Source organism: Kingella kingae ATCC 23330 (assembly GCF_900111845.1).
GTDB lineage: Bacteria > Pseudomonadota > Gammaproteobacteria > Burkholderiales > Neisseriaceae > Kingella > Kingella kingae.
The window spans coordinates 1-5,602 of the sequence record NZ_FOJK01000035.1; the positions used below are offsets into that span (position 1 = coordinate 1).

The window sequence follows — 5,602 nt, forward strand, 5'->3', positions numbered from 1 at the left end:
GTAAATTTTTCTTGCGATAAATGCCAAGCTGTTTCAAAATAGGTAACAGTCTTGACCATGTTTCATTTGTAAGCGTGTTTCGGGACATGGCAAAGGTTTAGGATGGTTGTGTGGAAACAATATCTTATATCCTTTGCCTCTTTTTTTGAATTGTCAATAGCCCCTAGTTATCTAGGACAGTCCTTTTTTGAATGAAATGTCCACACGACCTAGTTACTTGCAAGAAAATTAATTTGCATAAAAATACAATAATTAATAAAATAATAAAAATCATTTTTATTTATTTTCAAATATGGAGAGTTGAAATGAGGAATTTTGTAAAAAAAGGTATATGTATTTTTACGCCAGCATTATTGTTGTCTGCTTGCGGTGGAGGTGGCAGTTTCAATTTAGATATGGTTGAATCAGCCAAGCCACAACCTAATCAACCTAAACCTGAACCCAAATATCAAGACGAAGCAACGAAGAAACGTAAAACGGAAGACTTAAATGCCATGCAAGAGCCAGAATTGGGTTTTGCCATGCAAATAAAACGCCGTAACAATCACCCAAGCAACAAAGAAGAGCATGTACCATTATTAGCAGAAGACATTATCAAACTAAATGGTGAGACAGAACTGGATAATTTTAAACAAAGAGAAGAGGTGCAAAAGAAAAATGGAGAAGAGATACACTCTTTTGATTTTTCAGATGGCAAAAGTCGTACTACAGGCTATACTGATTTTAAATATGTACGTTTAGGCTATTTTTTGAAAAACGCTGTCAGTGAAATAGATTTCTCTAAAAACATCTATAAAAATGGACCTTTTGGCTATGTTTTTTACAAAGGTATCAACCCATCGCAATCGTTGCCAGCTACTGGAACGGTTAAATACAAAGGTACATGGGCTTATATGACCGATGCAAAAAATGGACAGCGATTTGATACCATCGGCACGGGCTCGGGATATGCAGCCAATCGATATAGCGCATTGTCCTACAACGAAGAGGGAGTGCTATATAACCAAAATGAGGCGAAAAAAGGGCAAACTGATTTTGGGTTAACCAGCGAATTTACAGTCGATTTTGCCAATAAAACAATGAAAGGGCAACTATACCGCAACAATAGGATTAACGATAATACAGCAAACATTCCACAAACTAAACGTTATGATTTAAGTGCAACGTTGCATGGCAATCGTTTCCGCGGTAAGGCTATCGCAACAGACAAGTCTGCATCAGGTCACCCCTTTACTGCTGATTCTGATAGCATGGAAGGAGGATTTTATGGCGACTCTGGAGAAGAGTTGGCTGGTAAATTCTTGTCAAACGATAAAAAAGTCTTTGCGGTATTTGGTGCAAAACAAAAAGATGGCACAACAAATACCAACGTACAAGCTATTTTAGATTCTTACAAAATTGATAAAAAAGGCTCAAATTTTATCCAATCCAAACTGGTTAATTTTGGCAATATCAAAAAGCTCATTGTTGATGGTATTGAAATACCTCTAGATGGTAATCACGTTGAAAAAAATGGATTTAAAGCCACTGTTTGTTGTGATAATTTAGAATACATCAAATTTGGTACATTTGGAAAAACAGAAGAAAACAGTATGTTCCTTTCGGGTGAACGTACGCCATTATCTGACATACCCGTTGAAGACAAAGAAGCACTATATCGCGGTAGCTGGTTCGGTCATATTGTGAACGGTACAAGTTGGACTACTGATACAAATATGGTAAATAATCAGGCTGAATTCAAAGTCAATTTTGGCAAAAAAACCTTGACGGGTGAACTGAAAGCAAAAGATCGTATGCAGCCCGTATTTACGATTGATGCAACTATTAAAGGAAATGGCTTTTCTGGAATGGCAAAAACCGCTGACCAAGGTTTTACTCTTGATCCCAAAAACCAACTGAATTCCCAAAATACAAAAATTCATGCGCCTGTTAATGGCGGATTTTATGGTAACAACGCTAGTGAGTTGGGAGGCTCGTTCCATGGCAATTCATTAACAGGTGAATCGGGCGCGGTATCTGCTGTGTTTGGTGCTAAACGCCAACAACTTGTCAAATAATCAAGTTTGATAAAAAGATTATTGGGAAAATTAGCCAAATAAAATATTTTCAGGCAGCGATGCATGCTGCCTGAAAAATTAAGGAAAATTTAATAATGAATCAAAAAACAGTATTTCGTTTAAATATTATCTGTCTGTCACTTTTAAGCACAGCTGTGCAAGCAGAGACCACAACTCAATCAACAGAAACATTAAGTCAGAATTTGGAAAATATTAAGGTTACCACCAAAAAACAAAAACATCGTAGAGAAAATGAAGTAACTGGCTTGGGTAAACTGGTCAAAACAGCAGAAAGTATCAGTAAGGAACAAGTATTGGGTATACGTGACCTAACTCGTTACGACCCTGGTATTACTGTTGTTGAGCAAGGGCGTGGTGCAAGTTCAGGCTATTCTGTACGTGGAATGGATAGAAATCGTGTTGCACTTGTTGTAGACGGGTTACCACAAGCGCAGTCCTATATTGTGCAAGCTCCTATGTCAACTAATAAATTTGCAGGCAGCGGTGCAATTAACGAAATTGAATATGAAAACGTCAAATCAATTGAAATCAGTAAGGGATCCAATTCCAGCGAATACGGCAGTGGTGCGCTAGCAGGGTCAGTCGCGTTTCAAACTAAACAGGCGGCAGACATCATTCCCGAAGGTAAATCATGGGGCTTGCAGACTAAAAATGCCTATGCAAGCAAGAATAGTTCATTGACCCATTCCATTGCCTTTGCTGGACGAAGCGACAATGGCTTGGAAGGATTATTGATTTTTACAGACAGACAAGGTCATGAAATCAAAGGACATAAAGATGCAGCTAGAGGTGTACAAAGTTACAGCCGCTATCAAGCAACTACTGAAAATAGTAATGGCTATTTTGTTATGGCAGACGAATGTGTAGGCGGTTATGACGTATGTAAGATGAATCCCAAACCACCTGTAAAAGAAGAAATTGTACGTGAAACTGTATCGGTCCAAGACTACACAGGCCCTAATCGTTTCCTTGCTGATCCATTAAATTATGGTAGTCACTCGTGGCTATTTCGCCCAGGCTATCACTTTAATAATCGCCACTATATAGGCGCCACTGTTGAACATACCGAACAGAAATTTGATATGCGCGATATGAGTATTCCCTCCTATCTCGTGCCAGATAGCAAAAAAATACTCAGAAAACGCACAGGGTATTTAGGTACTAATCCTGCAGCCGCTTTGAGCGATACAGAAGGATTAGACCCAAATGGCGGTTATGGTATCCGTTATGCAACAGGTGTCTTCCATGATGAAAGACATACAAAAGTTCGTTTTGGACCAGAATACATTTATGAGAACCCTGATAAAAATACACTGTTTGACTATGTTCGTCTTTCCTACGACCGTCAGAATATTCGTCTAAAAAGCCATATGCAACTGGTGCATTGCTCAGAATGGCCGTATGTAGATAAAAACTGTCGTCCATCAACAGATAAACCTTTATCTGCTTATAAATCTGACAGCCATAGTTACGTTGAAACACACAATGTTTTTCAGGCAGCATTTAAAAAAACATTTGAATTAGCGGGGAGTAAACACAAAATTAACGGCAATATTGGTTATGATCACTTCAAATCGGACTTGCAACATGATGACTATTACTACTTGCAAGCCTTGCTGATTGATCCAAAGGAGAAGTTTAACCCCGATCTACCTCGACCATTAAGTAAGGCAGATATACTCATTTCCAACAAACGCAATGGGCGGAAAGATTTCCCCTATTATTTAACATCAGGTAAAACTATTGTTAGCCGAAGTGATCAATGTAATTACAGAGGTAACTCTGAAAACTATTCAGATTGCTCTGGCAGAGTCATCAAAGGAAGTAGCCACTACTTTGCTTTGCAAGATAACATGCGCTTAGGCAAACATCTTGATTTAGGTATAGGGGTGCGATATGACTATCGCAAAACACATTCAACAGTAAATGGCACAAATACAGGGCAACACAAAAAATGGTCGTGGAATGTTGGTGTCGTCGTCAAACCAACAAATTGGTTGGATTTATCTTATCGCATTTCAACAGGTTTCCGTTTACCTTCGTTCTCGGAAATGTACGGTTGGCGTTATGGACACCCTAGCGTATTAAAGACTGAACTTAAACCAGAACAATCGCGTAACCGTGAAGCTGGCATCACTCTAAAAGGTAGTTTTGGCCATTTAGAAGCCAGTTATTTCAATAATGATTACCGCGATCTCATCACATTTGGCTGTCAAATTGGTAAGAACAAAATTTGTGGAGATTATGGTTATCTAAACGGTCAAAATGCTCGGTTAGGTGGTGTTAATGTATTGGGTAAAATTTATTGGAATGGAGTATGGGACAAACTACCAGATGGTCTTTATACAACCGTTGCATACAATAAAGTGAAAGTGAAAAATGCTTCTGTCAAACACAATATTGCATTGTCCACGTCACCACTATTTGATGCACTTCAACCATCTCGTTATGTGATTGGAATCGGATACGATCAGCCAGATGGACAATGGGGGGTAAACTTAATGCAAACCTATTCACAAGCAAAATCAAATAATGAATTACTGGGTAGCAAGCAACTTGCAGAAACCAGCATTGCTCAACAAGCTGCTAAAAAAAGAACTCGTTCATGGAAAACAACAGATGTGTCGGCCTATTACAACATCAAAAAATTCCTAACATTGAGGGCTGGAGTCTACAATCTCTTTAACTATCGTTATACAACTTGGGAATCTGTTAGACAAACAGCAAGCGATGCAGTCAATCAGCACCGTAATGTTGGCGTATATAACCGATATGCTGCACCAGGACGCAACTATACTGTAACACTAGAAATGAAGTTCTGAATTATTCTATTAACGTCCCTCCCAAAAGGGAGGGAATTCCTCAGACCTGACAAGTTTTAAATTAAAAGTATAATGCGCGAAGTTTAAACAGCCAAATAGACAACACCATGCACTCACTAGAAGAATATTTCGCTCGCATACCCGATACCAGACGTGGAGCAGGCAAATGCTATAATCTAGCCAAAACACTCACAGTCATTGTCGTTGCCATTTTGGGCGGTGCGAAAGGTAATCGCGAAATAGGTGCATTCCTTGCTAATAATATTGATGAATTAAAACAATATCTTGCATGGGATAGAGATAATACACCCAGTTACGAAAAAATCCGCACATTGCTCATTGATTTGGATAGTAACCTATTGGGTGGTGTCCTGAAAAGTGTGCTGTAAAAAATAGCCAACAAAAAAGCAGCGAGAACAGAGTATATTTGAGTGTGTGAAAACAGAAATAACTCTAACTTGTTCTCGCTGCCAAGGACAAAATATAAAGAAAAATGGCTACTCTGGCAATCGTAAACAAAAATATTGGGGCTGTCCTAGGGGCTATTGACAATTCAAAAAAAGAGGCAAAGGATTTAAGATATTGTTTCCACACAACCATCCTAAACCTTTGCCATGTCCCGAAACACGCTTACAAATGAAACATGGTCAAGACTGTTACCTATTTTGAAACAGCTTGGCATTTATCGCAAGAAAAATTTAC

3 protein-coding genes and 2 pseudogenes are annotated in these 5,602 nt (G+C 38.6%); 4 read left to right on the forward strand and 1 reads right to left on the reverse strand.

All coding sequences use genetic code 11. The annotated features are described in order from the left end of the window. Positions 1-88, reverse strand: a pseudogene (locus BQ5809_RS10810) (IS5/IS1182 family transposase); the annotation flags it as partial. A gap of 217 nt (positions 89-305) precedes the next feature. On the opposite strand from BQ5809_RS10810, the gene BQ5809_RS07760 reads away from it, so the two are divergent. From BQ5809_RS07760 to BQ5809_RS10815, 4 genes and pseudogenes are all read left to right on the forward strand, one after another. Continuing rightward, a complete protein-coding gene (locus BQ5809_RS07760; RefSeq protein WP_032827835.1) occupies positions 306-2,057 on the forward strand; it encodes a transferrin-binding protein-like solute binding protein in 1,752 nt (583 codons plus the stop codon). 92 nt (positions 2,058-2,149) lie between these two features. Next, positions 2,150-4,900 carry a lactoferrin/transferrin family TonB-dependent receptor gene (locus tag BQ5809_RS07765; protein ID WP_257003592.1) on the forward strand — a complete coding sequence of 917 codons (2,751 nt, stop codon included), beginning with the start codon at positions 2,150-2,152 and terminating at the stop codon, positions 4,898-4,900. Positions 4,901-5,007: 107 nt separating this feature from the next. Next, a complete protein-coding gene (locus tag BQ5809_RS07770; protein WP_003788525.1) occupies positions 5,008-5,289 on the forward strand; it encodes a transposase family protein in 282 nt (93 codons plus the stop codon). A 225-nt stretch (positions 5,290-5,514) separates the two neighbouring features. Beyond that, a pseudogene (locus tag BQ5809_RS10815) lies at positions 5,515-5,602 on the forward strand (IS5/IS1182 family transposase); the annotation flags it as partial.

Excerpts from the sequence above, each read along its gene's own strand:
- BQ5809_RS07760 (WP_032827835.1), top strand. The coding sequence starts at position 306 with ATGAGGAATTTTGTAAAAAAAGGTATATGTATTTTTACGCCAGCATTA.
- BQ5809_RS07770 (WP_003788525.1), top strand. The coding sequence starts at position 5,008 with ATGCACTCACTAGAAGAATATTTCGCTCGCATACCCGATACCAGACGT.